This window comes from Laceyella sediminis, from assembly GCF_003003125.1.
Lineage (GTDB): Bacteria > Bacillota > Bacilli > Thermoactinomycetales > Thermoactinomycetaceae > Laceyella > Laceyella tengchongensis.
The window spans coordinates 21,785-47,705 of the sequence record NZ_PVTZ01000015.1 but is presented as its reverse complement, the minus strand read 5'-3'; the positions used below and the strand labels follow the sequence as shown (position 1 = coordinate 47,705).

Genomic DNA, 25,921 nt, shown 5'->3' with positions numbered 1-25,921 from the left:
TCAGGTATATTTATTTAAAAAAAGGAGACAGCACCCATGGTATTCAAAAAATTTATGGCCAAACTCGGCAAAGGCGGAGCCAAAGTTGATCTTATTCTCGATAAAGAAGAATATGCTTCAGGTGAAACAATCCACGGAGAATTAATGATTCTTGGTGGAGCTGTTGCTCAGGAAATCAACAAAATCGATATTGATTTTGTGGTTCAACTCCATGGCAAAGAACAAATTTTCACCCATCTGATTGAACGTTTTCCCTTTCACGTGGCGTTCACCATCCAACCTGGGGAACGAAAAGTGTTGCCTTTCACTTATTCCTTGCCCACCAATCTCTTGCTGTCGGGCCACGCCATCTCTTACACCTTTATCACCCATTTGGACATCGCTGAAGCGATTGACCATAAAGACCATGATCCCGTCATCATTCAAGCTCCTCCGCGATTGAAGCGGGTGTTTGCCGCCCTGTCTGAGCTCGGGTTCACCGAAAAGTACAGCTCGCGCTCCTTCGACGGGCATTTGCAGGAGTTCGAGTTTACACCCACCTCCCTATTTTGCGGCGACATCAAAGAGCTTGAGTTCGTCGCCAAAATAGAGGATGAGGGCATCCATATATTGATTGAAGTAGACATCCCTTCATTTATGGGCAAAAAAGAGGTAAAACGGGAAATCTACCTGGACAATAGTCTATTGGAACAAGGTTCAGAGCTGACTGATCAGCTGAAGCAAATCATCGCCGAAATGATTTCCTCCCCTTTATCATTTGCGCATGACAAAAAAACGTTTTACCACAACTACCACCAAAAGTGGTCCCGGTCTACGGGAGCGATTGGCGGCTTTGCGGCGGGTTGGCTTGCAACCGAACTGCTGGAGGATTTGTTTGAAGACGCCATTGCGGACGGCTCGGAAGCAGATGAAGACGGCTTGTTCGCTTTTTCAGAGGAAGAGGAAATCGATTAGAGAGAAACGCCACGGAAGCTTGTTGCCGGCCCGATCACGGCTTCCGTCTACGGCGGTTCTCCGATTGACCCAATCTAGGCTTGTCCTTGTTACAAAAGACTGGAACCGCTACAATGCTCTGTATCAACACATCCATGATGTAGACGGGTGTGGCATGTTCGCCAAAGTATCTCTGAAACGATGTCCGCGGCCACCCGCATGCATCCCCAAAAACAACATATCTTTTATAAATTGATTAACAATACTATAAATTCCTTCTTGTTTTTCGGAAAAAACAAAGATTCCCCTGTCACATAACAAACGACCATCCCCCTGCTCGGAGAACAGTCGTTTTGTGTTACACAGCCACATCCCGCTTGGTGAAAGACACCCAAGCCACTGCATGAAACAATAGAAAATGCAGCACCAAGATGACGACGGAAAAACCGACGCTCATCCCCGGGAACGGGATCGGCTGTCCCGCCTCATACTGACCCAGGTCCAGATTGGCCGCCAACAGGTATTTACCCCATTCCATCTCAAATGACTGGAGGATTCCCACTAAGAACATACCAATGAATTTAAGAAATATGCTCAAGCCGATTCCCAGCGAACTGCTTCGGGAGACGGTGGAAACAGCAAAGGCCAAAGTTACCATCATCACCGTTTCAATCAGATAATATCCATACTCAGCCAGGATCTGACCGCCGATCTGATCGAGGGGACCCCATCCGAAAAAGACCAAGCCGAACAATAAGCTCGCGACAAAAAATAAGACAAGGCAAAACATGCTGAACAACACCGCGGCCGCATACTTGGCGTACAAGATTTTGGTCCGGTTGGCGGGGCGAATGAGCAATAGCTTGATTGTTCCCCAATTGAACTCACTGGAAACGATATCCCCGGCGACAATCATCGACAGAACCAACGGCAAGATAAGCAGATGACTACATTGATACGCGAACCCCCACAGGTCGGAACCAAATTGGGATGCAGAAGCCACATATGCCAAAAACAGGGCTGTCCCAAAAACCAAGGCAATCAGGATTGCCAGCAAGACCGCAGTCCGGGGTCGCACAAACACTTTGAGCCACTCATTTTTGACCAGCCGTACAAACTTACCCAACCGTCTCACCTCCCGTGATCTCCAGGAAACGGTCCTCCAACCGTTTTTCCAGAGCCTTGATGGCATACACTTTTACACCTTTGGCCACCAGTGCAGCATTGAGATCGGCGATCTGGGCTCGTTCCAATTCTATAACAAAACCGCGCGGCGCTTCCGTCCACGGTTGTGACCAACCCAATAGGCGGAGCACATCTGCCACACGGTCCAAACGGTCCACTTCAAATTCCACCGGCATGGCGCCTGTCTGCTCCGTTCCCCACTCATCCACTGTTTTCACATCAATCAACCGGCCATGCTGAATGATCGCTACTCGATCACACATTAACTCCATTTCAGACAATAGGTGGCTGGAGACCAAGACCGCAATCCCTTCTGACTGGGCCAACCACCTCAAATAGTCGCGCAACTCGCGAATGCCGGCGGGGTCCAGCCCGTTGGTCGGTTCATCCAAAATCAACAGCGATGGCCGATGCAAAATCGCTTGCGCCACACCCCAATCGTTGCCGCATCCCCAGCGAGTACGTTTTGACCGGTTCATCAATCCGTTCCTCCAGCCTCACCAACGCGATCACTTCTTCGATCCATTCTGGGGAGACGCCTTTCACCATATTGGCAAAATGCAGGAGGTTTTGATACCCGGTCATAAACTTGTACAGCTCCGGATTCTCCACAATCGCTCCTACATGTTGAATCGCTTCTTCAAACTGTTTTTGTAGACTGACTCCGTTGATGAACACTTCCCCTTCAGTCGCGGCCATCAACCCGACAATCATGCGGATGATCGTCGTTTTTCCCGCTCCGTTGGGACCCAACAGACCAAAAACCTCACCTGGATTCACATCAAACGAAACGTGGTCGATGATGGTTCGTTTACCGATGGTTTTGGTTAAGTCTCGTATGCGGAGCACCGGAGTCGTCGGCATGTTGTCACCTTTCACTTTTGTTTCCACTCCTTTGTCCACGACCTCCATCATCAACCCTACAGGAAAATAACAAATTTTATCAAGACAAATCTTTCAAAATCGGCACAATCATGTCCTTTCGTGTTCAATGAGAGTGATCTTTCCGCTATCAAGTAAGCGGCTCAATCCGGTCGAACAAGTCCGCGTTGGCCTTAATCTTCCCTTCACTGCCAATGACGCAAGCCGCTCCCTCTTTTAACACCGCTTCCACTACTGGCGCCAATTCCCGCACATCATTCACATTCGTCCGCAACACCTGCGCCCATTCTTCCCGCACCATCTCCTCCGTGATCCCGCTGAAATGGCGCATCAGTGCCACCTCACCCTTTTGGCTGGCGGAACGGGCAGGGTCAAGCTTACGGAGAGTGCCGATCAAAAGGCGGTGCCATTCATCCCGACTGGGGTTCAACTGCCGCAAATAAGCCGGAATCTCTTGATACACCTGCAAAGTCTCTGTCAGATTCGGATCTCGATAGGAAACGAACGCAAGCGCGCCCGTGCGGCTCAAACTGCACATCGCGCCATACGCCCCTCCCCGTACCCGAATCCGGTTCCACAAATACTCCGTCTCTAACAACGTTTTTAGCACCATCCAGCGACCTTCATAGCGTCCTCCGGCCGTGAACAACCCGCCTCCCTTGGCGACATACTGCACCCGTCCCGGGCCGAAAAATGCCTCGTTTTGTTTGTGGTTCACCAACCGATGCGCTTGCCGGTGCACTTGCGGAGTAGCCGCCTTCATCCCAAGGGTCGGCACCCACTGTTCCAAAAAACGCGGCAGGTGCTCTCCGATTTCCCCTTCCGCCGCCACCCGGTGCACCGTCAACGCGTCTCGCCGGAAAATCAAGCGCGCAGTCTGTTGCAATCGCTTGGCAATTTCGTCAGCCCGTTGCGCAAACTCCCGTTCCAACCGGCTCAAGAACCGATGCAAACCGATGCCGTGCAACAGCTCATCGCACCGCCCTTTGTCCGACAGCGAAGATGCGAGGCGCATTACTGCAAATTGGTGGCCGCTACGCAAAAGCAGTGTCTCCCGTTGCGCTTTAAACTCCCTGATCAATTGCAACAAGCGTCCTTGGTCCGTAAAGCGGGTCAAACTCAAAATTTCATGTAACAAATCCGGGAGTGCCGGCCATTGGTGGGACAAGAGCTTCACATTGATGTGGAACACCGTCGCAACCTTCGGCGCCGATTGCGTTTGCTGATACGTTTGCACCTTGCATTGCAAACCGCCAGTCAACAGGTGGACGGCATTGGACAATTGACCATAAGTGTATCGCTTGGTGCCCATTTTTCCCAGCACATAAGCCAAGAGCGCGATATAGGGGAAATGCTCTTCCGGCACTGCTTTCGTGTCAAACGAGAGTTGGAGATAATGGATGCCTTTGGTGTCATGCGGCGTGAACAAAACAGGAACCCCTTGCACAGCGGTTTGCTCCAGCGGGATGGGCTCCGGATGAGCCGGGAGTTCATTCAAACTCAATAAGGGCAAGCACGCCAAGGCTTCCGCCGGATCGGCCGCCTGCTGCCTCGCTTGCAACCGCTGGGTTTGCTCGATTAGCCGCTTGATATCCGCCGCCGACAAAGTATCTTTGATCCGTGCAAGCTTCTGCCTGTGTTGCCGCTCCCTCTCTTCTGCCAGTGTCACACTGGGCTCCAACGTCAAGAACGCAGCATGATTGTTATCCAACAAGTTCATTTGAATCCATTGTTCACCGCCACCTTTTTGCACATGAGCACGCAAGGCCGAAAGTGTCTTATCATGGCGCAAATGGGCCAACGGATCACCGCCGTGCAACCAACTGCTCATCACTTTGAATAAATAAGTGAGTCCAGCCGGGCAACCTTGATCCGGCTCCCTTAACGTCACTTCCAGCCAGTTGATACCCGCATGTAGCAAGTCGGGATCGATGCCGCCCTCCGCCAACCGGCGCAGTGTGTCCGTCAACACGCGGCGGAAAAGATCCAACGCCCCTGACTCCGCATGTTTTACAAACACGCTGAACATCGGCTTGCGCATGGAGGGATCGATCTGTCCGGATACCACTTTGCCCACGCCAGCATCCAACAGTGCTTGCTTCAGTGGAGACGCCGGACTGTGAAAAAGTACATACGCCATCAGGGTCAGCATCAGCATCTGGAGGGGGTCTGTCGCTTCGCCGACCGCATAGGAAGCGCTGTACATGGTTCGCCCCGCGGTGCTCGCCGCCGGATAGGCGACCGTTTTCACCACTGGAGACGAAAAGGGCGGTTGCACCAACGAACGGTGGGTCAATACTTGTTTCTCAAAGGATGCGAGCGCTTCTTCTTGCAACAATCGCAACACTTCCTCCAGTTCACCGTCGCCATACAAATAAAAATAACTGTTGGATGGATGGTAATGGGTGCGGTGGTACATCAAAAATTGTGATAATGAGAGATCAGGAATGCGGTCCGGGTTCCCTCCTGAATCAAACCCGTAAGGGGTGTCCGGATACATGATGATTTTGGCCGTCCGTCCCAACAACGAATCAGGGGAGGAATAAACCCCTTTCATCTCATTGTATACGACGCCGCTGATCGTCAACGGATCAGACGGTGCAGATAACGCGTAATGCCATCCCTCCTGTAAGAAGATTTCCGGCGTCTCATGAATCTTCGGAAAAAACACGGCATCCACATACACCGAAACCAAGTTGAGAAAATCTCGCCAATTGCGGCTGGCCACCGGATACACTGTTTTGTCTGAGAAAGTCAAGGCATTGAGATAAGTGGACAACGATCCTTTCAACATCTCTTTGAATGGTTGCTTCACCGGATATTTACGGGAACCGCACAAGACGGAATGCTCCAAAATATGCGTCAACCCTGTATCGTCTTGTGGCAATGTTTTAAAACTGACTGCAAACACCTTGTTGGGATCTCTATTCGCCAATTGCAACAGCTTCGCACCTGTCTTTTCATGCTCAAACAGCCTAGCAGTGGCATCGATTGCTTCCACCCTTTGTTCATCGCGCAGGACAAAACCGTGCAAACGTGCGCCCTTTTTCCAGTTTTTTGCCGTCATAAGCCCTTCTCTCCCTTACTCTTCGTCTAGCCGGCGGATGCAATCAAAGCCTGCCATCGGCATCAACCGGCAACTGAACCATAGAATGTGTTCCGTTTCGATGGCTTTCAGAATAACTGCTTACCCTCATTTTTACACAGAAAGGGGCGATCTGAGTATGGGCGGTATCAAAAAATAGAGTGCATTGCTTTTCATGCCAAACAGCGACGCAACAGTCAACGCTTTTTTATACGCCATTGTTGAAAGAGATCTCAACTTAAAAATTTTAAATGGCGACGCTTCTCCAACTAAAAACAACAAGCATCGGGTGATATAATATGGGTGAATATTGATCTGTGCCAATCATCTTGGAGGGTTCTTCATTGAAAAAAATATTGCTCATCTATAGCCTCATCATGTTTGCCATGTTGGCGGTGAGTCTATCTTTCGTCATCGAAAGCGAACAAAACCAACCGTCGAGTTTACTGGCGATTTTGCTCTCCATTCTCCATTAAACCTTTGCATTTCTTTCATCCCACTGCACCAAACGCAATCCAGCCCCTCTTAAAACAGAGGGGCTGGATTGCATTTGGTGCTCCACTTGATTGCAAGCTACCACATCAGTTATGCCATATATGCATTCAACATCCAGAGATGTTTTTCCAAGCTGGTGCGAATGTGCGTCAACATATCAGCAGTAGATTCATCACCGGCTTGATCCGCGATATCGATGCCTTGTTTCAATTCATCCACCAAGGTGTTAAAGTCGGTGATCAGGTTATTCACCATTTGCTCAGCGGTTTCATTGCCCGTCCCTTCCGTGATGGAAGCTAAGCTGAGATATTCTTTCATCGTGGCGACCGGTTTTCCGCCGATCGCCAGCAAGCGCTCGGCCAACTCGTCGATATAACCGGCCGCCTCCGTATAATACTCCTCGAACTTCTCATGCAGTTCGAAGAACTGATCCCCTTTGACAAACCAATGGTAATTGTGCAATTTGACATAAAGCACCGACCAATTGGCAACCTGTTTGTTTAGCACGTCATATACTGCTTGCGTCGTCATTTCCATCCCTCTTTCATTGTGGCTAATTCTGACTATAGTATGGCCCATTCCGCCACAAATCTTGAGAGAAACAACAGACACATCAGCTTAACACGCGTTTCAGTGATTTTAAATAACTGCTCCGCACAATCAGGAAATATACGAACTGCAACAAGAAAAACGAGCCGATGCCGACTGTGGCCGGCCCGATCACCGGCGTTTGCAGATCTTCCTGCAAAGCCATCAACGCAACGATCGAATGCACCACAGCCACAATAAAGGGAACGAAGAACAACAGCGCCATCTGCACGGTGTTGGCTCTTGCCAGCTCACGTTCCGTCAACCCCAGCTTGCTGATAGCCTGATACCGTTTGCTGTCTTGGTCCAAGTCGGCGTAGAGGCGGAAATACAAGAAACTACCTGCTGCCATGAAGAAGATAAACACAATAAACATCCCGATAAACATGGACACACTGGTAAATTGCTTAAATGTCAGATATACTGTCGCCCGCTCCAACAATTCCCCTTTCGCCTCTACACTGAAAGGAAACATGCTTACCAATTTTTCACTCACCCGATGTTCCACAGAACCTGCTTTGGGTTCCTGCCCCATCCATTCGTCGACAATGTAGAAAGTAAATACTTCTTGTTTGGTCGGTTTCGCCAATTTGGTAAAGGTCGTGTCGGCAACCACCAATTCGCCTGGGGAGTAAGGCAGGATAGTGCCAACCGTCGACCGATCAATGTGAAAGACGTTGCCGTTTTCTTTGAAGGTGATGCGCTTCATTTCTCCCAAATCATTTTTTTCATCTGTTGACCGCAAAAGCCAACCGGCCTGTCCACGTACATGTATCGGGTCCCGATCAAGCAGACGAGCCAGGCGGTTGTAGTCAGACTGGCGGATGATAGCCACTCTTTTATCCCCTTGTGTTGGCATGAAATAGCGAACCGGAAAGGTAATTTTCTCTGCCTGCACCTGCTCCTGGGCCAATACACGGTCAATCCGGGCCAAATCGGCGTTAGCCTTTGGATTGTCGGGGCTTGATACATAAATAAACGGATACGGATTTACTTCCAACATCATCCGGCCCTGTTGTTTAAAGTACAGGAAGGTACCTGTTGCGGTAAACGCAACTGCAGACACGATCGTCACCAAAAACAACATCCGGGCATTGTCTTTCATTCGATAGGCCAAGTCAGACAACCATAATAAATTGGTACCACGCTGATAAAAACTGCGGCGACGCTTCAGCCAGCGGATGACAAACACGCTCAATTGCGTGAATAAGAAATACGTGCCGACAATGGCCAATCCCAATATCAGCAACATGGTATCGCTGGAAAACTTAGTGAGCGCAATACCATACGCACCAGCAAGGCAGGCAAACGCCACCAACGCCAAGAAAATGGACGCCTTCGGTTCCGGTTTTGGCTTGTTCGCGCCCTGCAACAATGCAATCACCCGCTGATTGCGCACAAAAAACAGCGTCATCAGCGAAATCACCACAAACATGCACAAGAACGACAAGATGGTCAGCTTAAGCGCATCCGCCGGCCAGTAAAATGGCAACTCCGGCATTTCTAACGCGTACGCGGCAAAAATAAAGAAAGCTTTCACCACCAGTAAACCCAACATCACACCCATCCCGACGGATAACAGGCCAATCAGCATATTCTCAAGAAAGACGAGTTGGTTCAGCTGCATCCGCGTCATGCCGAGCATTGCCAACAAGCCAAACTCTTTTTTGCGAGCCTTCAAAAATCCGCCCACAGAATAAAGTAAAAACAAAAATGAAAAACCGAATATGACATATTCCGCCGCCTGCATGCCGATTTTAACCATCCGGCTGACAGAGCCATCTGCCAATTGCGGATGGTAAATGAACATGGCATAAACGAAGAAAATCATCACCGCAAACGTGCTACTCAGCAAATAGGCGCTATACGTGCGGATATTGCGTCGGACATTGTTATACGCGAACTGATGGAATTTCATGCGCATTCCCTCCCAACAATGCCAACACATCAATAATCTGCTGATAAAACACCTTTCGATTGTCACCGCGGTGGATCTCATTGTAAAGCTGGCCGTCTTTGATGAAAATGACCCGGTCGCAGTAGCTAGCCGCCATCGGATCATGCGTTACCATCATCATGGTCGCTTCTTCATCGCGATTAAGGCGCTCCAGCGTCTCCATCACATCGCGCGACGCTTTGGAATCAAGATTACCCGTGGGTTCGTCCGCCATCACCAAGGACGGGGAGTGGATGAGCGCGCGTGCAATGGCCGCTCGTTGCCGCTGGCCGCCCGACACTTCATACGTGCGCTTGTCCAGAATGGCGTCGATTCCCAACTTGGCGGCGATCTCCGCCAACTTGCGATCCATTTCAGGAACAGGACACCGATCCAAAGTTAGCGGCAAGACAATGTTTTCACCCAAGGTCAAGGTATCCAGCAGATTAAAATCCTGAAACACAAAACCTAGTTCTCGGCGCCGAAACATGGCCAATTGGTTTTTCTTCAACTGATGCGGATTCTGCCCATTGATCCAGACTTCGCCTGAACTGGGATGGTCGATGGTCGAGATCATGTTGAGTAATGTGGTCTTCCCACTGCCCGAAGGCCCCATGATCCCGAGGAATTCACCTTTGTCAATCGATAAGTTGATATCTTTCAAGGCGCGGAATGGCATGCTCCCGCCATATGTTTTGCTCAGATTTGATACTTTCACGATTTCCATCGTTGCACAACCCCTTTCAAAAGCCGTTTGCTCTTGAAACAGAATAATGGGTTTTGCGCAGCCTTGCTATGGATCTGTCTTAATCCTATCTTACATTTGTGTAAGGTTGCCGCCGACCAAAGGTGATTGTCACTTTCGTCCCCACACCCACTTGAGATTGGAGCGTGACAGCATGCCCCAGCTTCCGGCAGATTTCCCGGACCAGATAAAGCCCCATCCCGGTGGATTCCTTGTATTTTCTGCCGTTTTCTCCTGTGTAATACGGCTCGAACACACGCGGCAAGTCTGCCGGCGGAATGCCTACTCCCTCATCCTTGATGGTGAGTTCCCAAACACCCCCTGCGCGCTGGATAGACACGTGCAAGTGCTCGCTACGGCCACTCGAATACCGCACCGCATTGGTCAACAACTGTTGCAAGACGAAGCCAAGCCATTTCGCGTCAGACATCACCTGGGCTTCCGGCGCCAACGTCAACCGGGGGAAGACGCGCTTGCTGATAAATAGCCGTTTGTTCTCCTTAATCACTTGTTGCACCAACTCGGACAGCGGCAGGGATTCGATGCGAAAATCTTGTTCAAACGCTTCCAAACGCGAGGTATACAAAATCATCTGAAGACCGGCACGCAAGCGATCCAACTCTTCCCGCACACTGTCCACCGCTAGCGTCTCCTCCTCTTGCAACAGCAAATCAGCAACGGACAGCGGCGTTTTCATCTGGTGAACCCACTGGTTGATAAAGGTGAGATGGCGTTGTTGCCGCTGTTCATAAGCATGTAAGCGGTCTTGGTACATCCGGTATTGGTCATGAAGCAACTGCGCGAACGCTTCTGCCGCCGGTGTGGATGGTTGATGATCGACAAGGGCCTCTTCCATTGACGCAAGCGATTGGGACAAGCGCCGATACATACTACGTCTCCGCAAATAAAAGAGAGTGAGGAAAGCGGCAAATGAAACCACGCCCAACAGCCAAACATACCCCAAGATGCGAAGCGACCGAAAACCGGCCAGCCAAATCAACCCCAACAGTGCCACCCACTGGAGCAGGGTAAAGGCGATGAGCGAGCCATGCTCCCTAATGAACAGCCTCATGCCCCTTCCTCCCCGGGAGGTTTCAAGCGGTAGCCCGTTCCCCGCACGGTTTCGATCAGGCCTGTGATGCCGAGTTCTTTCAGTTTGCCGCGAACACGGTTGATATACACATTCAGCGTGTTATCATCCACAAACGCTTGCTCATTCCACAGGATTTCCAACAATACATCCCTGGTCGCCACACGCCCTGGCCGCTTCAATAACGCTTCAAGCAACAAAGCCTCTTTGCCTCCCAATTCCACTTTCTTGCCCTGCCACGCCAACTCCAGCCGTTCCGGGAAAAGGGTCAATCCATTCACTTCCACCCGCCGTTCTGCACCGCCCCCCGCGTATTCACCGTAGGCGCGGCGAAGATGGCTACGAATCTTGGCGATCACCACTTCATAATGAAATGGTTTGGTTATGTAATCGTCGGCGCCGTTTTCCAAGGCCATCACCTGATCCATTTGCCCCTCTCTAGCAGAGATAAACAAGATAGGGCACGTCGAGTGGCGGCGGATTTGGCGACACCAGTAATATCCGTCATACCTAGGCAAGTTGACATCAAGCAGCACCAATTGCGGTTGGATATTCAAAAATACATCCAGTACCGCAGTAAAATCGGTAACGCGCTCAGCTTTGTATCCGTAGCGGAAAAGATGTTCTTGCAACAGTGTGGCAATTTTCTCGTCATCTTCCACAATCATGATGGTCGTCATGCGCTTTCCTCCTCTGTGTAACCATAAAAAGCCGACCTTGGATTAGGATCGGCTTTGTTTCCATTCCCTATGAATCGGCTTACCAAACCGCCTCCCCTTTCTCTTCGGTTTTTATGAAAACCAAACAGTTAAGGCTCCCACGGCGATTGTGCCGGCGGGAGCCCTTGTTTGCGACCGCTTGTCGCCTTTCTTTATGCTTCTTTTATATGCTTGAATCAGCTATTGCTTTTAATGCCTCCAGCTTGGCGGGATCAATCGGCGCCAAAGACTTGCCGCCCACTCGCACCCCCGAGCCAAAATGAACTTCCTTCACCCCTGTTTGCGCGCTAAATGCAGGCAACGACTCAACGGTCAAGCCACTACCCGCCAGAATGGTCAGGTGGGTTCCCTCAGCCAAGCGCACCAGCTTCGCCATCTGTGGAACCGCATCAAGCGCGCTATGCTTGCCACCGGAAGTCAACACCCTCGTCACTTGCGGATAGCGGAGCAACACTTTTAGCGCCGCTTCCTGATCGGCCACCTCATCAAACGCGCGATGAAAAGTGATGTCTAACCCATCCGCCGCCTCAAGCAAAAGCGACAGCGCCGTTTCATCAATGGTCTTCTCCTTGGTCAGCGCCCCCAAGACCACTCCTGGCGCGCCTAGGCGTTTCACGGTTTGGATATCTTTGATCATCGTGTCCAGATCATCCCGACTGTAACAAAACGAACGGCTGTGGGGCCGGATCATCACATAAGCCGGAATCGTAACGCGACGCACCACTTCCTCAATCAACCCGTAACTGGGTGTTAATCCCCCTTCCGCCATACCTGTGACCAGTTCAATCCGGTCAGCTCCATGCTGATCCGCCAATTTGGCATCAGTCAAGTCTGTTGCTATGACTTCGATTCGCATGCCCTACCCTCACTCAATCTCTTCATTTTTCCATACGCCTCTAACGTCGCGGCTGGGCTTACCGCCACCGTTTACGCGATAGAGGTCCTTTCCAATAACAGTGATTTTACCATACCACCCCAGCGAATGCTTAAACGAAATGCAAAAAAGCGCCCAATCCGGTTATGTTCCGCCGGATTGGGCGCCGCGTGCGTATTAATCACTTGCGCGCATGTATCTTCGCTTGTCTGCTTCTTTTCTTCCATATCTCTTTTTCCGCGTGGGCCAGCTGCCGGTTTTCTTTGCGCTCATAATACGCCAACTCCCGAAGCAACTTCCGGTAATTTGCAAGGCGTTTCGGGGCCAAGCGCCCTTCGGCCAACGCGAGCTCCACTGCGCAACCTGGTTCACCCTGGTGCTGGCAGTCGGTGAAACGGCAAGAGAGAGCCAACTGCTCAATCTCCTCAAATGTCTCTTGCACACCGTGTTCTTGGTCGACAAGTTTGATCCCACGCATTCCCGGCGTGTCGATCAGGCATCCCCCTTGCGGCAAGAGGAACAATTCTCGATAGGTGGTTGTATGCTTCCCTTTGTCGTCCCCAGCGCGAATCGCTTGCACTTCTTGCTGTTCCGTCCCCAAAAAGCAATTGGTTAAGGTGGATTTGCCCACTCCGGAGGAACCAAGCAAGGCCACTGTTTTTCCCGGTTGCAAATACGCCATCAACTCATCCAATCCCTTGCCGGTCAAGCCACTTACCACATGAATCGGCACACCCAAGGCCACCGCTTCGACTTGCGCCACCTTATCCGATACGTCCGGGTACAAATCCGCCTTGTTCAACACAATCACCGGCTGCGCACCGCTTTCCCAAGCCAAGGTAAGATAACGCTCGATCCGCCGCACATTAAAATCTTGGTTTAACGCGTTGACCAAGAATACCGTATTGACGTTGGCGGCGACAATCTGTTCCTCCCATGTCCGGCCAGCCACTTTGCGGGAAAACCTGCTAAAGCGAGGCAAAACAGCCTCAATGGAGGCTCTGCCCTCCGCCACCCGTGGTCGAATGACCACCCAATCGCCCACGGCAGGATAATCTTCCACTCTCGTTGTCTCATAGCGGAATCTGCCAGTCAATTCCGCCAATAGCTCCCCGTATTCGGTCTGCAAACGATACAAGCGTTTATGCTGAAGGGTCACGCGCCCAACCGCGAGCCCGTCCTCTTTGATCTGATCAAATGCTTCCTCCAAGGCAGGGGTCCAGCCCCATGTCCATTTATCCAATGGTGAGTCCTCCTATCATTATGATCTGCAGCAGATCATGGAGAACCCCCGTCCGAACCTCTCAGCAAAAAGGATTCTCCACGTCTTGTCCTGTCGTGTTCAGCTTGCTGTTCATCACAATCATCGTCATCACTCCTTTTTGCAACTTGCTTTTATTATATTGCAAATCATCCGACATAAGCAACAATACCCGCAAGGCCTCATATTGGCCATTGCGGGCATCCCATCTATTCATTGGCGCTTTTTCTGAATCGGAATCCATATCTCGCTACGAAACTTGGGCGATGAAGTATCTTTGTGCTCGTTCCACAACATTTCCGGCCCTTCAGCCAGCTCATAATCGGAAGATGGGAACCATTCGGAGAAGATGCGCCCCCATGTCTCTTGCAATGTATTGGGAAAGGGACCGACAACTTCAAATACCGCCCAGGTCAAAGGGGGTACCTCCAGCTGATCCAGATCTTCTGGACACGCTTGCGTCGTTGCCACGCCAATGTAATGATCCAGTTCCCCTCCCTCCTTTCTCCCTTCAGAAAAATTCGTAGATGCGCTAAGCAAACCAATCGGCTCGACATTGCTGAGATTCTTCAGCCGAGTGATCTTCGCCTCATCCAAGCTGGCCCACATGGAGGCAATTTCCGGATTAACCCCTTGATAAATCAGTGGAACTCTTTTTTTGATGCCGACAATGCGAAACGCGCTTTTCTCCTCGATGCGATAATTCATTTCGTTTCCCCCTTTGACAGTCAATTGAAAAGTCATCCGCGGAAAAGCTTTCAACGGCTTTCCATTGTTTCTGGCTTCGGATGGTGTCACACCATGCATGGCTTGAAACGCCCGCGCAAACGCATCCGCTGAGCTGTAACCGTATTTGATCGCAATATCGATGATCCGCTCATCGCGATCCTTAAGTTCAAATGCGGCCAGGGTGAGCCGTCTGCGCCGAATGTATTCGGACAACGTCACACCGGCGAGAAAAGAAAACATCCGTTTAAAATGGTACTCCGAACACATCGCCCGCCGGGCCACTTCTTTAAAGTCGATGTCGTCAGCGAGATGGTCTTCAATATAGCTGAGCGCTGCATTCATATGTTGCAGCAGGTTCACAAGCACCTCACCCCCTCATCAATAGATTAGCAAGATGCGGCTGGCACCATCCGACATTTTCAAGCACAAAAATGAAGGGTACCCACTCCGGCCAACACAAAAAAACCATAACCGTAGTGGTCATGGCTTTAACATCCCGAGAGAGAAGTTCATGTTTTACCTATCCTTTTGCCGCCTGATGCACTTTGCCGCGCAGCAGATCTTCCAACGTGGTCTTTTCCAATAGATTTGCGACGGTTTCCCGGATAGACATCCACAAGGGCCTGAGCAAGCACATTGATTCCAATTCACATGACTCATAAGCAGTCACACTCACGCAGCCCATCGGTGCCAACGGCCCTTCCAACTGGCGGATGATCTCTCCGATCACAATCTGATCCGGCGGCCGGTTGATCCGGTATCCGCCACGGCTTCCGCGCCGGCTGACCACATATCCCAGATGTTTGAGCTGCAATAAGATGTGCTCCAAATAACTTGTCGGCACCAGCGTTTTGTCCGCAAGGTCGCTAATCGTCATCACTCGCGCCGGTTCTTGCCCCAAGATAATCAGCGCGCGCAGGGCATATTCGCCTCTTGTCGATATTTTCATGCCTATCAGCCTCCGTCTTCCCGCGTCGTGGGGATCGGATATGTTAAGCAATCGTCGGTGAAAAGAAACATGGACCGACAACGCACCGATTTTTTCGACAAAATCAAGCAGAATAGTCGGTTTTGGATGTGCAAAATCCCATTTTCCTCACCCATGGCAACCATGGGGGCAACCTCCTCATCTGTTAATTTGAATTTTATATAATTATCTGTAATTTGTCAATCTCCCTTTCCATTGCCTCGCTCGGAATGCGATATCAATAACGCGTTTCCACTCACCACACAAACGGAAGGGGATGGTAGAAAAATCGCATTTTTCGGTATAAAATTAGACTCGATCCCATTCTTCAATGGGTATATCATGGGTGGCACCGACTGACCCGCCGGTTCATATTTCATGATTGGAGGGGTTTCCTTGACACGACATATTATTACGCTGAGCAAAGGACTGGATATGCAGTCTGTTCCTTACCGCCTGTATCAAAAAGCCAAACGGCTGGGCACCTGGAATCCGGAAGATATCGACCTGACACAGGATGTCAAAGATTGGAGTCAATTCACTGGGGAGCAAAAAAGAGAGATCCTGGGGATGATTGTTAATTTCTTGGCTGGGGAAGAAGCGGTGACGGTCGATTTGCTACCGCTTCTGATCGCTGTGGCCCGTGAAGGAAGATTGGAAGAAGAGATGTATTTGACCACGTTTTTGTTTGAAGAAGCCAAACATACGGAGTTTTTCCGCCTTTTCATCAACACACTCGGTGTCACCGAAGATTTGACCCCCTATCTAAATCGACGTGGCGTACCCAAGCTTTACTTGTATGACACAGATGCGGCCCAACAGGATAGCAACACCCTCACTCGCACCATGAACCGGCTGTTGACTGACGACTCCCCCGAAGCATTCGCTGATGCTGCCGTGTTATACAACATGTTGATTGAAGGCGTTGGCGCGGAAACCGGATATTGGTTTTTTGAGCAAGCACTTGAAAAGCGGGGGCTCATGCCAGGCTTGATGGAAGGCATCCGCCTGATCAAAAAAGACGAATCCCGGCACATCAGTTACGGCACGTATGTTCTGCACCGTCTCATTCAAGAACATCCCCATCTCTATGAATATATCATGCAACGCATGGACGAATGGAACCCTGCAGAACAGCCTACCCCCAGCATGATCGCCAATTATCCTGACGCATTTGGCGTCGGATTAGAAAGGCGCTTCGCATTTTCTCAAAAGCAATTTGCCATTCGCAAACAGATCATCGCCCGTGCCAAAGATAAATCCTTGGAAGAAATCTATCGCCAATTTAATCTGGAATCGCTTTGACACCCTGTCGACACATACGCTTTCCCCAAGCACTGGTTTATCGCCAGGCAGACCGCCTCTTCCCCCATTCACACGTCCGTGCCCAACGCACGGACGTTTTTTGAAACCAATCCGTAAAAAAACGTCCACAAGATCGTCAAGTTCGGCTTAGCAAAGTAGATAAATTTTATCTTAGATTAATTTATTATTGATATAAATAGATTTATAGGGATTGGAGATTTACCATGCAAAAAAAAATATATGGTCTTCTTGCGGCAACGCTTATGAGCAGTGCCTTGCTCAGCGGTTGCTTTAACCAACAATCCGCAGAACCCGGATGGCAAGCAGACCATTCACACCTCACCAAACTCTCACCTATGCCTAAGCGCATCAAATTGCCGCCAGAATTGACCGCACTACAAAAAACCGTGATCAAATCCGAATCGAAACATATGCATTATCACGGTCCGCGTGGGCTGAAATGGGTCGCGTTGACATTTGACGATGGGCCAAGTGATCGTTATACCAATCAAATTTTAGACATCTTAAAGCAAAACGGAATTCGCGCCACATTCTTCGTATTGGGACAGCAAGCAAAAGCCCATCCGAACATGCTTAAACGGATATATGATGAAGGACATGTGATCGGTAGCCATACGTGGCGTCATCCGTACCTCCCCAGCTTGACCGATCAGCAATTGGTGCAAGAAATGAGTCGCACCAATGCCACCGTCAAACAAATCATCGGCAAAGACCTGCGCCTGATGCGCCCGCCATACGGAGCGGTCAAAGGCAAGATCAAACACTTGGAACAAATGGGTTATGAAATGATCCAGTGGGATGTTGACACGCTTGACTGGAAAAAAGGAAGAACACCGGAAGATATCGTTCAGACAGTCAAGAATCATGCCTTGCCAGGGAGCATCATCTTGCAACATGATGCCGGTGGGCCACGTGACGCAACCGTCGCATCACTCCCCCGCATCATCAAACACTTGCGGCAACAAGGCTACGAATTCGTCACCATTGACCAATTGTTGCAAGTTCCTGCATATAAATAAGCAAAAGAACCCACCGCCCTTGATTGGAGTCGATGGGTTCTTTTTAATTACACTTGCGTTTGTCTCACCATTTCATCAAACTCAGCCTCAATCTCAGCCGGCGGTTTCGGCGTAAGCAGGCTCACGATGATGACAGCCAGCGTACACGCAATAAAGCCAGGAATGATCTCATACACTTCGCTGAGCGCCTCGATTTGCTCCCATACGATAACGGTAACCGCTCCGGCGAGCATGCCCGCAAGCGCTCCCCATTTGTTCATCCGTTTCCAGAACAGGCTGATCAACACCACCGGCCCGAATGCGGCTCCAAAGCCGGCCCACGCATAACCCACCAAGTTGAGAATGGTTTCGTTGGGGTTCAAAGACAAATACAAAGCGATCAAAGCTACACCCAAGAGAGACAAGCGACCGACCAACACCAGCTCCTTATCTGTGGCCGAACGGCGGAAGAACGCTTTGTAGAAGTCTTCCGTCAACGCGCTTGAGGTCACCAACAGTTGGGAAGAAATCGTACTCATAACTGCCGCCAGGATCGCCGCCAGCAAGAAACCGGTGATCAGCGGATGGAACAGCACATCAGACAACTTGATAAACACCGTTTCAGGATTTTCCAGCTTCATACCGGTGTTGTTAAAGTAAGCGATTCCAAATAAACCTGTTAACATCGCGCCAATGATCGAAAAGATCATCCAGCCCATGCCAATGCGGCGCGCGCTTTTCGCTTCTTTTACCGAGCTGAGCGCCATAAAGCGCACAATGATATGGGGTTGTCCGAAATATCCCAATCCCCAAGCCAGCAAGGAAATGATGCCAATCACGCTTGTCCCTTTAAACGCATCAAGCAAGGCCGGATCGATGCTTTTGATCTCAGCCAGCGTCGAACCGAGGCCACCCGCCTCCATCACTGTAACCAATGGTACTAAGATCAAAGCCACAAACATGATGGTTCCTTGGACGAAGTCTGTCCAGCTGACGGCCAAAAATCCGCCAAACAGCGTATACAGAATTACGACACCCGCAGAAATGAGAACTCCCCACAAATAATCCATCCCAAACGCGGTTTTAAACAACTCCCCGCCAGACACCATGCCCGAAGAGGTGTAGAAGGTGAAGAAAACAAAAATAACCAGTGCAGATACTACGCGCAAAATACGGGATTGGTCTTTGAAACGGTTTTCAAAGTAGACTGGAATGGTGATCGCGTTCTGCGCCACTTCCGTATACGTTCGCAAGCGCGGCGCCACATACAGCCAGTTGAGATAAGCACCCACACACAAGCCCAATACAATCCAGCCGCTACTGATCCCTGTTGCATACATGGCGCCGGGCAACCCCATCAGCAACCAGCCGCTCATATCGGAAGCGCCCGCACTAAGGGCTGTCACCGCGGGACCCAGATTCCGCCCGCCCAACATATAATCAGAGAGGTCCGAAGTTCGCTTATAGGCGAAATAACCGATGATCAGCATCGCTACCATATAAATGCCGATTGAGATAATCACGCCATATTCCATCCACCAATCCCCTTTCAAAATATTTACAAAAATTAGTTATAAATACAAAGAAAAACCTAACTTGGTAACATAGTATGACACATGAAGCAATTTTCGTCAATTTCTTGACAATCCGGAAAGAACCCCAATTCTCTCTCCACCAAGACAAAAGCCCCTGCTGTCCGACCGCAGACAGCGGGGCTTTTCGGTTGGTTAACGGCGAACCGCTTGCAATTCTTTGGCGATTTGGAATAAATTACTAAAGAAACGCGCTACTTGTTCATCTGTGACAGGACCCTGATTTTCTTCCTGCATTTTGGCGATGATCTCCCTTTCTCGTTTTTCATCGACAATCGGCCGGTTTTGCCGTTTTTTGATTTCCCCGATCTCAACGGCCACCCGCGCCCGTTCATTCAGCAGGTGTAGCATTTGTGCGTTGATGCGGTTCATCTCCTCGCGCAACACTGACATGCTCCGCAGATTCTCAACTATCCCTTTATCTTGACTCGCCTGTTTATTCACTGGCTCTCTCCCCTCATCTCCACTGTCTGTAATTAACGCCATTACGCTTAACCCTGTACAAGCAGGGAACATGCTACGCCATCAACCACTGTTTTTTCACATGCGTCAATGGTTCCCTTACTAGAATATTTTATTTATTTAACCACCTTTCCAACTTTTATGTCAACGGGTGATTCCTTACCACGCAAAAACCCGTTTCCCAGTCACGGGAAACGGGTCATGTTCCATGCTCCTATTCAGCCGTCAGCACTTGGAAGGCTCGGCTACTTTCACCAATTGCTTGCCCAGGTTCTCACCGGTGAAGAGTCCCAAAAACGCTTGGATGGTGTTTTCAAATCCGTCCACGATGGTTTCCTCATACCGGATCTTGCCTTCTTTGACCCAAAGAGCCAGCTGGCGGGTACCCTCTTCAAAGCGCTCAGCGTAATCGCTAACGATAAACCCTTTCATCAACGCCTTATTGATCAAAAGCAACGGCTGGATACGCGGCCCGATCGCCACTTTCTCCATATTGTACAATGCGATTTGGCCGCACAGCGGAATTCGCGCATGTGGATTGATTAAGGTTATCACCACATCCGAAATTTCCCCACCCACATTGTCGAAGTAAATGTCTACTCCATTGGGGCAAGCTTCTTTCAACGCCGCTTTTAAATTCGTCGCCGTCTTATAATTGATGGCTGCATCAATGCCCAGTTGCTTGACCAAATACTCTACTTTTGCATCGGACCCGGCAATCCCCACTACACGGCAACCTTTGATTTTGGCAATTTGTCCAACCACCATGCCCACCGCTCCGGCAGCTCCGGAAATCACGACGGTCTCCCCAGGTTGGGGCTTGCCGATGTCAAGTAGGCCGAAGTAAGCGGTTAGGCCAGGCATACCGACCACTCCCAAAGCAGTCGTGATCGGCGCGACGGTTGGATCAATTTTTTTCACTCCTTGAACGGAAACCGTTTGGTACTTTTTCCAATCCAGCATACCAACCACGATATCCCCTGCTTCAAGCCCCGACGCTTTAGATTCAACCACTTCGCCAACCACGCCGCCGGAAATCGGTTGGTTCAGTTCAAATGGAGCTACGTAAGATTTACTATCATTCATACGACCTCGCATGTATGGATCGACTGACAAATAGAGCGTTTTGACCAACACTTCCCCCTCACTGGGTTGGGGGATCGGAATCTCTTCCCACTTGAAATCCGCTTCAGTCGGCATCCCTTTAGGCCGGTTAATCAGCAAGATTTGTTGGTTGTGATTGCTCATGATGCCATTTCTCCCTTCTCGATGGAATAGAACTTATATACACTTCTACTATTTTACTCTATTTAATTGGACTCAATCAAATTACACCGCCTTTAATGCAACAAAGGCGCCTTCGCTCTGTTGTGAAGCGAGTGCGCCTTTATCGGTTTATCATTTGCTAACACGGTCATGAAATCCGCACATGGCAATAAAAGCCTGTTTTTCCATCCATTGACGAGAGTAAATCATACTGGGTCCAATCAATGCCCCCTGTGGAGGAGAACACTGCGAAGTGCGCATAACTCATATAGGCCATAAAAGACATAAACAAAGCATTGGCGGCGGTAAAACCATATTCGTACATTTTCACATCAATCCAGATATGTTTGTGGTCATCCACTTTATGTTGATAACTTTCAATCTCTTCATTGCTGAAAAAGTCCACAATTTCGCAGGATATACCCATATCTGCATCGATTTTCAGCTTGTTCGCCAATTCATCGATGAAAGATTTCATCTCGCACCTCCACATTGCATGAACACAAGTCTCCAATCATTCATTATAGCAAGAACAGTATTTTATATTTAATCCTGTATATTAATTTTAAATGAAATGATTGACTGAAAAGCGCAAACCCTCTATTATGAAATCACCTACCTAACTAATTGAACAAAAAGGGGAGCGCATCATGCTCATTCAACAAGGACTCTCCGAATTGAAACTCATCAAAAAACGTATGGCCAAAATTCAAGAAGAATTAAGCACCTACTCAGCTTGGTCCTCCAAAAAGAAACACCCTTGGGGGATTAAAGGGGCTAACCAAGAATACAGTGTCAAGCAGGCGGAGAAAGAAGTGCAAGCCAAGATTCAAGCATACCATGATCTGGCACAGCGCTTTTTCATCATCAAATCGGCGATTGATCGTACCAACTTGGAAACAAAAATCACCGTCGCCGGGAAAACGTTCTCCCTGCACGAAGCATTGCTTTATAAAAACCATCTCATCGGCATGAACCAAGACTTGGTTGAAGCCTGCAACACGGCGATTCGCCGCGCAGAAGCCGAAGTGGAACGGTATAACAGCAAGAAAGAGCGGGACTCTGTCGACAACGCTGACTTGCTCTACCTCTTCCCACGGCAAGAAGTGGACAAAGTCAACCAATTCAACATTGAATTCATGGAACAAGTTGATGCAGCGTTGCAGATTGCCAACGCCACAACCCATTTGATCGGTATCGACGAATAAACAGCTATTTTCATCTCATTGCTTTCATGGCGTAGTAAACCCCAAAAAATGCCTTGAGATTTGGGTCCTTTGATATGACTATCCTTTCAAGATAGTTCCATATCATGGACTCCTCTTAAAAGATTGAGTGCTCAGTGAGCCACGCAGCTACATAAGCGGCGGTTGGCGGCCAGTGTTCACGTGCTCAGTGCTCTTCTAACATAGTGTTCAGGGCTTAGCCTTCAGTGATCGACAAAACCCAGCTCTGACTTTCCTGACCGAGGGCAGTTCGCAGCTGTTGGGGTTTGAGGTGCTGGCTGCCATGAAAGCAAAGCCTCCCAACCAAATTGGCTGGGAGGTTTTTATGTTTTCTGGTGGCCTGAAACAAAAAAAGACGGCCGCCCATATGGGCTCCGCCATTTGTCAGATCGAGGCGCTCAATCTTTGCCGATGGGTACTTTTAGTGCGCCAGGCCCAGTAAACAGGAGCGACGCGGCGGTGAGCAGAATCAACAAGTCATATTCATACCCGCCTGCAAATCCTTTGCTCCCGTTCACAAACAAGATCGCCCCCGCCATGATCACAACCGCGGCCCCTGCAGCAACAGAAGTGAACAGGCCAAGGATAAAGGCCGCCCCGATCAACACCTCCAAGCCCGCTACCGCGTAAGCCGTGAACGAAGCCATCGGAATGCCTACCTGGCCGAAGAATCCAATCGTCTGTTCCATGCCCATTAATTTCTGCGCACCATGAATAAGAAAAATGAGACCCAGCCCAATCCGTAGGAAGACAGGGCCGTAACTCGCCTGTAATTTCATGTTGTTTCCCCTTTCAATCTCTTATCCATGCCATCATAACCCTCAGTCCTAAACCCCTGATAAACAGAGATTAAATCTTTCTTAAGTACATGTGTCCAAATTGCGAACGCTACGGACAACACCCACACCCAACCCGGCTATCAACCGCACTTCCGCCGTAAACAATGGAGCGTCATGACACTGGTGCAAAGCGACAGCATCATACCGCCATGGGTCAACCACATTACGGTTTCTGACTGAATCGAAACAACCGCTGGCAACCCCCGGCTGGCCATCGCTACGGCAACATGGAGGCACAATCCGGTCAAGATGCTTAAGCTCGCTTCCCGCTTGCCCATACGCTCTTCCTCCAGCCATTTGCCCAACAAGCACACATAATAAACAGACCCCATCCCTCCAAGCAGAGTAAGTACTGACGAAATCAACCACACCATCCAAACCTCTCCTACCGCTTCAACTGATGCACTTGCATCCGTTTGAACAAATGCAACCGGTCATCTCCATGGCAGGGAGCAACCGCCTCTTCCAACTCCCTGATTCCATAAGCAGACAAAAATCGGATCATCGGCTGCAACTTATGTATCACACGTATCTCTCCCGTGGGGCAATGGCGGATCACCAACCGCTCCCGCGACCGATCATACCAAAAACAGATTTCAGCCATCTTCATCCTCTCCTGTTGCGCGATGTTCCAAAAATGTCATATGACCATCCGCAGAATAAATGTTTTCCTTCTTCCCATTCCACCTGCATCACATCCATCAGTGGAATGGGCACCACTGCGCCTGACTCGGTATGAAGCCGAATCACCTGCACACGCTTGCGCGGCTGGTGATCGACCGTCAATGAGAGTTGCACCATCTCCCCCTCTTTCTCCATCTCAGCATCAACGACTGTCACATGTGGCTTTTGTTGCAACTCCCCCACAAACGGCAAAACACGGTCCTTTTCTCCCCGCAAGTGCATCACAAACATTTTTTATTCCTCCTTAAAATGACAAAGTCGATTATTGCAATAACAATGATACATCGCGAAAAATTACGTTTCGCACTTGAATTATAATTCAGAAATCATCATTTTTCAAATATTTTCCATCAAACCCAATGAAAGGAACCTCTGTTGCGCACCAGCTCCGCTCCTTATAAAAAAGCAACTTACACTTCTGCCAGATAACTTGTACACATATATTAGAACAAATCTCTCCGTAAGGTTGGTATACCATGGGTAAAACAATGACGAGAAGCCTCTCATATATCTGCGGCTTAATTATCAAATCGCTCGGCATTTCCTTGATCTTGCGCTCTGAATTGGGTGCTGACGCGTGGAATGGGTTTTTTGTAGCAATGTCGGAATGGATCGGCTTCACCGTCGGGTCCTGGCTCATCACCTGCGGGATACTGATTACGTTGCTAAACGGATTTCTGTCCAAAAAACCTCCCAATCCCCTGTCCTTGCTAACTATTTTTGTTTTGGGCTTTTGCATTGACTTTTGGTTGGACATAATAGATTTTCATCCCGTCCAATTTTTCTACCAAGTGCTCACTTTTTGGGGAGGTTTTTTGCTCGCAACCATCGGCATATCCATCTATGTGCAAAGCAAATACGCCTTGACCCCCGCTGACCAGTTGATGTACATCCTGACTGAACGATATGCGATGAGCCTCACCGCCTCCAAAACGGTGATCGACGGCAGTGCCTTGTTGTTCGCCTTGATGTTGCATGGTCCACTCGGCTTGGGAACCTTTATTTACACCTTTTTGTGCGGGCCCTTAATCCAATTTTTCATCCCCAAGATCGAACGGCTCCTCTTCACCGGCTCTCCAACCACCCGTTCTTAACGCGTATGGGAACCTCGCTCCTTCTCCATACTACGAATATCCACCCATTAAGAAGGAGATTGACAACAATGAACCATCCCCTTACCCCCCCACCAGTCCCGCCCCAACCTTGGCTCATCGCCCAGACGTTAGCAGATGTCTGCTTCTTTCATTGGCCTGTCCCCGCCGCCTCCCTGCAACCGCACATCCCTGCTCCGCTTTCATTGGATTGCCATGATGGCACCGCATGGATCAGCATCGTGGCCTTTCGGGTACAACAGGAGCGGTTGCGGTTTCTCCCGCCCATACCAGGGCTCTCTTCGTATCTGCAACTTAATTTGCGCACGTATGTGACATATGGCGCAGAACCTGGCGTCTTCTTTTTCAGTTGCGATGTCAGCAGTTGGTTGCACGCTCTGTCCGCCCGGATGATGTGGCACCTGCCCTACCTTCCGGCTCGCTTGCATTTCACCGCGCGCGACCAACGTACTTCCCTCGTCTGTGAACGGCCAAAGCTGTTCACACCCGCGGCCCGATTTGCGGCGCAGATGCACCCATCCTCCACACCCGCTCCCATCCATCCTGGATCACTGGCCAATTGGCTGACTGCACGTTTCTCACAATACCTAATCATCCGTGGCGCCCTCCACCGTGGAGATATTCGCCATGCCCCTTGGCCTTTGCAGCAAGCAGAAGGGGTTATTCAGGCCAATACTTTGCCAGCCTCCATCCAGCTTCCCAACTTGGACGAATCCCCCCTATGCCATTATGCTTTCGGCGTAACTGCCCATGTGTGGCCATTTGTGCAGTTGGACTCCGGCAAACATCAATAAACCCCGCAACCGGTTGGAGCGAGGAAAACTCTCTCGCATCTAGCAACCGAGGCGGGGCACCTTTATTGCACATAACCAGCATCTTCGGCAAAGATAAAGATTGATTATTCAAATAACAATTAAAAGAATATAT

At 49.8% G+C, this 25,921-nt stretch carries 28 protein-coding genes and 1 pseudogene; 7 read left to right on the top strand and 22 right to left on the bottom strand.

Going from position 1 to position 25,921, the window contains the following annotated elements:
• The first annotated feature begins 36 nt into the window (after positions 1–36).
• A complete protein-coding gene (locus tag CLV36_RS14755) occupies positions 37–954 on the top strand; it encodes a sporulation protein (RefSeq protein ID WP_106343185.1) in 918 nt (305 codons plus the stop codon).
• 337 nt (positions 955–1,291) lie between these two features.
• Here the strand turns inward: CLV36_RS14755 and CLV36_RS14750 are convergent, their stop codons facing one another.
• The 3 genes and pseudogenes from CLV36_RS14750 to CLV36_RS14740 all read right to left on the bottom strand — a co-directional run bounded on the left by CLV36_RS14750 (position 1,292) and on the right by CLV36_RS14740 (position 6,067).
• Entirely contained in the window at positions 1,292–2,059 is a 768-nt protein-coding gene (locus tag CLV36_RS14750) for an ABC transporter permease (RefSeq protein WP_181353088.1), read from the bottom strand.
• Positions 2,052–2,982, bottom strand: a pseudogene (locus CLV36_RS14745) (ABC transporter ATP-binding protein). Before CLV36_RS14745 ends, CLV36_RS14750 begins: the two are co-directional and overlap by 8 nt.
• 148 nt (positions 2,983–3,130) lie before the next feature.
• The gene (locus CLV36_RS14740; RefSeq protein ID WP_106343184.1) at positions 3,131–6,067 is read right to left on the bottom strand and encodes an insulinase family protein; all 2,937 of its coding nucleotides are present in this window, start codon (positions 6,065–6,067) and stop codon (positions 3,131–3,133) included.
• A 362-nt stretch (positions 6,068–6,429) separates the two neighbouring features.
• Between CLV36_RS14740 and CLV36_RS17935 the strand changes: the two genes are divergently transcribed.
• Positions 6,430–6,561, top strand: a complete 132-nt coding sequence (locus CLV36_RS17935; RefSeq protein WP_022735772.1) for a hypothetical protein — start codon at positions 6,430–6,432, stop codon at positions 6,559–6,561.
• Between the two features lie 109 nt (positions 6,562–6,670).
• On the opposite strand, the gene CLV36_RS14735 is transcribed toward CLV36_RS17935, so the two are convergent.
• From CLV36_RS14735 to CLV36_RS17445, 11 genes are all read right to left on the bottom strand, one after another.
• The gene (locus CLV36_RS14735) at positions 6,671–7,111 is read right to left on the bottom strand and encodes a Dps family protein (protein ID WP_106343183.1); all 441 of its coding nucleotides are present in this window, start codon (positions 7,109–7,111) and stop codon (positions 6,671–6,673) included.
• A gap of 82 nt (positions 7,112–7,193) precedes the next feature.
• Entirely contained in the window at positions 7,194–9,086 is a 1,893-nt protein-coding gene (locus CLV36_RS14730) for an FtsX-like permease family protein (protein WP_181353087.1), read from the bottom strand.
• Positions 9,061–9,831, bottom strand: coding sequence for an ABC transporter ATP-binding protein (locus CLV36_RS14725; RefSeq protein ID WP_106343181.1), 771 nt, complete (start codon positions 9,829–9,831; stop codon positions 9,061–9,063). The genes CLV36_RS14730 and CLV36_RS14725 overlap by 26 nt, the downstream gene beginning before the upstream one ends.
• Positions 9,832–9,916: 85 nt before the next feature.
• Positions 9,917–10,921 (bottom strand): sensor histidine kinase, encoded by a 1,005-nt coding sequence (locus CLV36_RS14720; protein ID WP_106343180.1) that lies wholly within the window; start codon positions 10,919–10,921, stop codon positions 9,917–9,919.
• Positions 10,918–11,619 carry a response regulator transcription factor gene (locus tag CLV36_RS14715; RefSeq protein ID WP_022735767.1) on the bottom strand — a complete coding sequence of 234 codons (702 nt, stop codon included), beginning with the start codon at positions 11,617–11,619 and terminating at the stop codon, positions 10,918–10,920. Before CLV36_RS14715 ends, CLV36_RS14720 begins: the two co-directional genes overlap by 4 nt.
• 202 nt (positions 11,620–11,821) lie before the next feature.
• Positions 11,822–12,514, bottom strand: coding sequence for a copper homeostasis protein CutC (locus CLV36_RS14710; protein WP_022735766.1), 693 nt, complete (start codon positions 12,512–12,514; stop codon positions 11,822–11,824).
• 199 nt (positions 12,515–12,713) lie between these two features.
• Positions 12,714–13,775 carry a ribosome small subunit-dependent GTPase A gene (gene rsgA / locus CLV36_RS14705; protein ID WP_022735765.1) on the bottom strand — a complete coding sequence of 354 codons (1,062 nt, stop codon included), beginning with the start codon at positions 13,773–13,775 and terminating at the stop codon, positions 12,714–12,716.
• Positions 13,776–13,836: 61 nt separating this feature from the next.
• Complete coding sequence (locus CLV36_RS17450) at positions 13,837–14,010, bottom strand: hypothetical protein (RefSeq protein WP_022735764.1); 174 nt, start codon at positions 14,008–14,010, stop codon at positions 13,837–13,839.
• The gene (locus CLV36_RS14700; protein ID WP_022735763.1) at positions 14,007–14,882 is read right to left on the bottom strand and encodes an AraC family transcriptional regulator; all 876 of its coding nucleotides are present in this window, start codon (positions 14,880–14,882) and stop codon (positions 14,007–14,009) included. The genes CLV36_RS17450 and CLV36_RS14700 overlap by 4 nt, the downstream gene beginning before the upstream one ends.
• A gap of 160 nt (positions 14,883–15,042) precedes the next feature.
• On the bottom strand, positions 15,043–15,471 hold the full coding sequence (locus CLV36_RS14695; RefSeq protein WP_022735762.1) for an RrF2 family transcriptional regulator: 429 nt from the start codon (positions 15,469–15,471) through the stop codon (positions 15,043–15,045).
• 5 nt (positions 15,472–15,476) lie between these two features.
• Positions 15,477–15,635, bottom strand: coding sequence for a hypothetical protein (locus CLV36_RS17445; RefSeq protein ID WP_181353086.1), 159 nt, complete (start codon positions 15,633–15,635; stop codon positions 15,477–15,479).
• 250 nt (positions 15,636–15,885) lie between these two features.
• Between CLV36_RS17445 and CLV36_RS14690 the strand changes: the two genes are divergently transcribed.
• Both CLV36_RS14690 and CLV36_RS14685 read left to right on the top strand, forming a co-directional pair.
• Positions 15,886–16,794, top strand: a complete 909-nt coding sequence (locus CLV36_RS14690) for a R2-like ligand-binding oxidase (protein WP_022735761.1) — start codon at positions 15,886–15,888, stop codon at positions 16,792–16,794.
• 224 nt (positions 16,795–17,018) lie between these two features.
• A complete protein-coding gene (locus CLV36_RS14685; protein WP_245888383.1) occupies positions 17,019–17,834 on the top strand; it encodes a polysaccharide deacetylase family protein in 816 nt (271 codons plus the stop codon).
• A gap of 47 nt (positions 17,835–17,881) precedes the next feature.
• On the opposite strand, the gene putP is transcribed toward CLV36_RS14685, so the two are convergent.
• The 4 genes from putP to CLV36_RS14665 all read right to left on the bottom strand — a co-directional run bounded on the left by putP (position 17,882) and on the right by CLV36_RS14665 (position 21,611).
• The gene (gene putP, locus CLV36_RS14680) at positions 17,882–19,348 is read right to left on the bottom strand and encodes a sodium/proline symporter PutP (protein ID WP_022735759.1); all 1,467 of its coding nucleotides are present in this window, start codon (positions 19,346–19,348) and stop codon (positions 17,882–17,884) included.
• Between the two features lie 192 nt (positions 19,349–19,540).
• A complete protein-coding gene (locus tag CLV36_RS14675; protein ID WP_181353085.1) occupies positions 19,541–19,891 on the bottom strand; it encodes a chorismate mutase in 351 nt (116 codons plus the stop codon).
• A 201-nt stretch (positions 19,892–20,092) separates the two neighbouring features.
• Complete coding sequence (locus CLV36_RS14670; RefSeq protein ID WP_022735757.1) at positions 20,093–21,115, bottom strand: NADP-dependent oxidoreductase; 1,023 nt, start codon at positions 21,113–21,115, stop codon at positions 20,093–20,095.
• A gap of 166 nt (positions 21,116–21,281) precedes the next feature.
• Positions 21,282–21,611, bottom strand: a complete 330-nt coding sequence (locus tag CLV36_RS14665; protein ID WP_022735756.1) for a hypothetical protein — start codon at positions 21,609–21,611, stop codon at positions 21,282–21,284.
• Between the two features lie 172 nt (positions 21,612–21,783).
• Between CLV36_RS14665 and CLV36_RS14660 the strand changes: the two genes are divergently transcribed.
• Positions 21,784–22,341, top strand: a complete 558-nt coding sequence (locus CLV36_RS14660) for a hypothetical protein (RefSeq protein ID WP_035952743.1) — start codon at positions 21,784–21,786, stop codon at positions 22,339–22,341.
• A 416-nt stretch (positions 22,342–22,757) separates the two neighbouring features.
• Here the strand turns inward: CLV36_RS14660 and CLV36_RS14655 are convergent, their stop codons facing one another.
• The 4 genes from CLV36_RS14655 to CLV36_RS14640 all read right to left on the bottom strand — a co-directional run bounded on the left by CLV36_RS14655 (position 22,758) and on the right by CLV36_RS14640 (position 24,113).
• Positions 22,758–23,138, bottom strand: coding sequence for a DoxX family protein (locus tag CLV36_RS14655; RefSeq protein WP_022738387.1), 381 nt, complete (start codon positions 23,136–23,138; stop codon positions 22,758–22,760).
• A gap of 140 nt (positions 23,139–23,278) precedes the next feature.
• Complete coding sequence (locus CLV36_RS14650; RefSeq protein WP_022738386.1) at positions 23,279–23,572, bottom strand: hypothetical protein; 294 nt, start codon at positions 23,570–23,572, stop codon at positions 23,279–23,281.
• Positions 23,573–23,583: 11 nt separating this feature from the next.
• The gene (locus tag CLV36_RS14645; RefSeq protein WP_022738385.1) at positions 23,584–23,802 is read right to left on the bottom strand and encodes a hypothetical protein; all 219 of its coding nucleotides are present in this window, start codon (positions 23,800–23,802) and stop codon (positions 23,584–23,586) included.
• Positions 23,803–23,804: 2 nt separating this feature from the next.
• Complete coding sequence (locus CLV36_RS14640) at positions 23,805–24,113, bottom strand: hypothetical protein (protein WP_022738384.1); 309 nt, start codon at positions 24,111–24,113, stop codon at positions 23,805–23,807.
• Positions 24,114–24,358: 245 nt separating this feature from the next.
• Between CLV36_RS14640 and CLV36_RS14635 the strand changes: the two genes are divergently transcribed.
• On the top strand, positions 24,359–24,976 hold the full coding sequence (locus CLV36_RS14635) for a YczE/YyaS/YitT family protein (protein ID WP_022738382.1): 618 nt from the start codon (positions 24,359–24,361) through the stop codon (positions 24,974–24,976).
• Between the two features lie 68 nt (positions 24,977–25,044).
• The gene (locus tag CLV36_RS14630; protein WP_022738381.1) at positions 25,045–25,788 is read left to right on the top strand and encodes a YqjF family protein; all 744 of its coding nucleotides are present in this window, start codon (positions 25,045–25,047) and stop codon (positions 25,786–25,788) included.
• Positions 25,789–25,921: the final 133 nt, after the last annotated feature.

Coding starts and splice junctions, on each gene's coding strand:
- CLV36_RS14665 (WP_022735756.1), bottom strand. CDS start 21,611: ATGAAATCTTTCATCGATGAATTGGCGAACAAGCTGAAAATCGATGCA.
- CLV36_RS14655 (WP_022738387.1), bottom strand. CDS start 23,138: ATGAAATTACAGGCGAGTTACGGCCCTGTCTTCCTACGGATTGGGCTG.
- CLV36_RS17445 (WP_181353086.1), bottom strand. CDS start 15,635: ATGGTTGCCATGGGTGAGGAAAATGGGATTTTGCACATCCAAAACCGA.
- CLV36_RS14660 (WP_035952743.1), top strand. CDS start 21,784: ATGCTCATTCAACAAGGACTCTCCGAATTGAAACTCATCAAAAAACGT.
- CLV36_RS14710 (WP_022735766.1), bottom strand. CDS start 12,514: ATGCGAATCGAAGTCATAGCAACAGACTTGACTGATGCCAAATTGGCG.
- CLV36_RS14635 (WP_022738382.1), top strand. CDS start 24,359: ATGGGTAAAACAATGACGAGAAGCCTCTCATATATCTGCGGCTTAATT.
- CLV36_RS14720 (WP_106343180.1), bottom strand. CDS start 10,921: ATGAGGCTGTTCATTAGGGAGCATGGCTCGCTCATCGCCTTTACCCTG.
- CLV36_RS14695 (WP_022735762.1), bottom strand. CDS start 15,471: ATGAAAATATCGACAAGAGGCGAATATGCCCTGCGCGCGCTGATTATC.
- CLV36_RS14755 (WP_106343185.1), top strand. CDS start 37: ATGGTATTCAAAAAATTTATGGCCAAACTCGGCAAAGGCGGAGCCAAA.
- CLV36_RS14640 (WP_022738384.1), bottom strand. CDS start 24,113: ATGTTTGTGATGCACTTGCGGGGAGAAAAGGACCGTGTTTTGCCGTTT.
- CLV36_RS14650 (WP_022738386.1), bottom strand. CDS start 23,572: ATGGTGTGGTTGATTTCGTCAGTACTTACTCTGCTTGGAGGGATGGGG.
- CLV36_RS14685 (WP_245888383.1), top strand. CDS start 17,019: ATGCAAAAAAAAATATATGGTCTTCTTGCGGCAACGCTTATGAGCAGT.
- putP (WP_022735759.1), bottom strand. CDS start 19,348: ATGGAATATGGCGTGATTATCTCAATCGGCATTTATATGGTAGCGATG.
- CLV36_RS14670 (WP_022735757.1), bottom strand. CDS start 21,115: ATGAGCAATCACAACCAACAAATCTTGCTGATTAACCGGCCTAAAGGG.
- CLV36_RS14730 (WP_181353087.1), bottom strand. CDS start 9,086: ATGAAATTCCATCAGTTCGCGTATAACAATGTCCGACGCAATATCCGC.
- CLV36_RS14725 (WP_106343181.1), bottom strand. CDS start 9,831: ATGGAAATCGTGAAAGTATCAAATCTGAGCAAAACATATGGCGGGAGC.
- CLV36_RS17450 (WP_022735764.1), bottom strand. CDS start 14,010: ATGAATAGATGGGATGCCCGCAATGGCCAATATGAGGCCTTGCGGGTA.
- CLV36_RS14645 (WP_022738385.1), bottom strand. CDS start 23,802: ATGGCTGAAATCTGTTTTTGGTATGATCGGTCGCGGGAGCGGTTGGTG.
- CLV36_RS14630 (WP_022738381.1), top strand. CDS start 25,045: ATGAACCATCCCCTTACCCCCCCACCAGTCCCGCCCCAACCTTGGCTC.
- CLV36_RS14715 (WP_022735767.1), bottom strand. CDS start 11,619: ATGACGACCATCATGATTGTGGAAGATGACGAGAAAATTGCCACACTG.
- CLV36_RS14740 (WP_106343184.1), bottom strand. CDS start 6,067: ATGACGGCAAAAAACTGGAAAAAGGGCGCACGTTTGCACGGTTTTGTC.
- CLV36_RS14735 (WP_106343183.1), bottom strand. CDS start 7,111: ATGACGACGCAAGCAGTATATGACGTGCTAAACAAACAGGTTGCCAAT.
- CLV36_RS14675 (WP_181353085.1), bottom strand. CDS start 19,891: ATGGCGTTAATTACAGACAGTGGAGATGAGGGGAGAGAGCCAGTGAAT.